Below are 1,273 nucleotides of genomic sequence, written 5' to 3'. Positions count from 1 at the left end.
GTGACCTTGCCCCCAAGTTTTATCCAGTTTTGAGTTCGCTCCAGCGGTTTTGGGTTGCTGTATTCGGGGCGGTAGCGGCGGGGTGTGGTGCGGAGCCATTTCGGCTGCGCAGCACCGCATCACGTCGCGGGTTGATTATCTGAGCGAACTCGGCGGGTGTCAGCCAGCCGAGGCCAGAGTGTGGGCGGTGATCGTTGTAATCGTAGCGCCAGTTTGAAAGCGCTGATCGAGCATGAGCTAGCGACGAGAAGAGAGTCTCATTCAGGAACTCGTCTCGCAACCGCCCATTGAAGCTTTCGATGAAGGCGTTCTGGATCGGCTTGCCCGGTGCGATATAGTGCCATTCCACCTTGGTCCGATCCGTCCATTGCAAGATCGCGTTGCTGGTGAACTCGCTACCATTGTCGCTGACGATCATCTTCGGCTTGCCTCGTCCCTCGATGATCCGGTCCAGCTCACGGGCAACCCGCAGACCGGAAAGCGACGTATCGGCGACGAGAGCCAAGCACTCCCTGGTGCAATCGTCGACCACCGTAAGCACCCGGAACCTGCGACCATCGGTGAGCTGATCCGACACGAAGTCCAGTGACCAGCGATCATTGGCGGCAAGCGGGATCAGCATCGGTGCTCGTGTGCCTATCGCTCGTTTCCGACCGCCGCGCTTGCGCACCGTCAGTTTCTCTTCCCGATAGAGCCGGAAGAGCCGCTTGTGGTTCACAAGGTGACCCTCACGCCTGAGCAGCACGTGAAGGCGTCGATATCCAAAGCGGCGACGTTCATGCGCCAGCGCCTTCATCCGCTCACGAAGGTCATAGTCATCGCTGCGCCTGGTTTCGTAACGGATCGTCATCCGGCAAAAGCCGATGGCTTTACACGCCCGCCGTTCGCTCATCTGGTGGTGATCCATCAGATGAGCGACAGCTTTTCGCCTTGCTGCGGGCGTCACCACTTCTTTCCCAAAAGGTCTTTCAAAGCCGCATTGTCCAGCATCGCATCTGCCAGGAGCCGTTTCAGCTTCGTGTTCTCGTCTTCCAGCGTCTTCAAGCGCTTGGCTTCGGATACGTCCATGCCGCCGAACTTGGCTTTCCACTTATAGATGCTGGCATCGCTGACGCTGTGCTTGCGGCAAAGCTCCGAGACCGGCGTGCCAACCTCGTGCTCCTTCAGAATGCCGATGATCTGTTCTTCTGTAAAACGATTGCGCTTCATTCCCTGGTCCTCTCATTGGGCCAGACCTTACTTCAAAATGGATTATTTCAACGGGGCAAGGTCA

1 protein-coding gene is annotated in these 1,273 nt (G+C 57.6%); it reads right to left on the bottom strand.

Annotated features, from left to right (window positions below; all coding sequences use genetic code 11):
- Positions 1-19: 19 nt before the first annotated feature.
- Positions 20-1,209, bottom strand: a protein-coding gene (locus BLU28_RS25790) for an IS3 family transposase (protein WP_092651477.1) whose coding sequence is annotated in 2 segments (ribosomal slippage) — positions 20-960 and positions 960-1,209 — 1,191 coding nt in all. Because the reading frame shifts where the segments join, the coding sequence is not laid out codon by codon here.
- Positions 1,210-1,273 lie beyond the last annotated feature (64 nt).

Origin of the sequence: Agrobacterium pusense, from assembly GCF_900102105.1 — a bacterium.
Lineage (GTDB): Bacteria > Pseudomonadota > Alphaproteobacteria > Rhizobiales > Rhizobiaceae > Agrobacterium > Agrobacterium pusense.
Note: the sequence above shows the minus strand (reverse complement) of the source record. Positions and strands in the feature narration are given on the sequence as shown.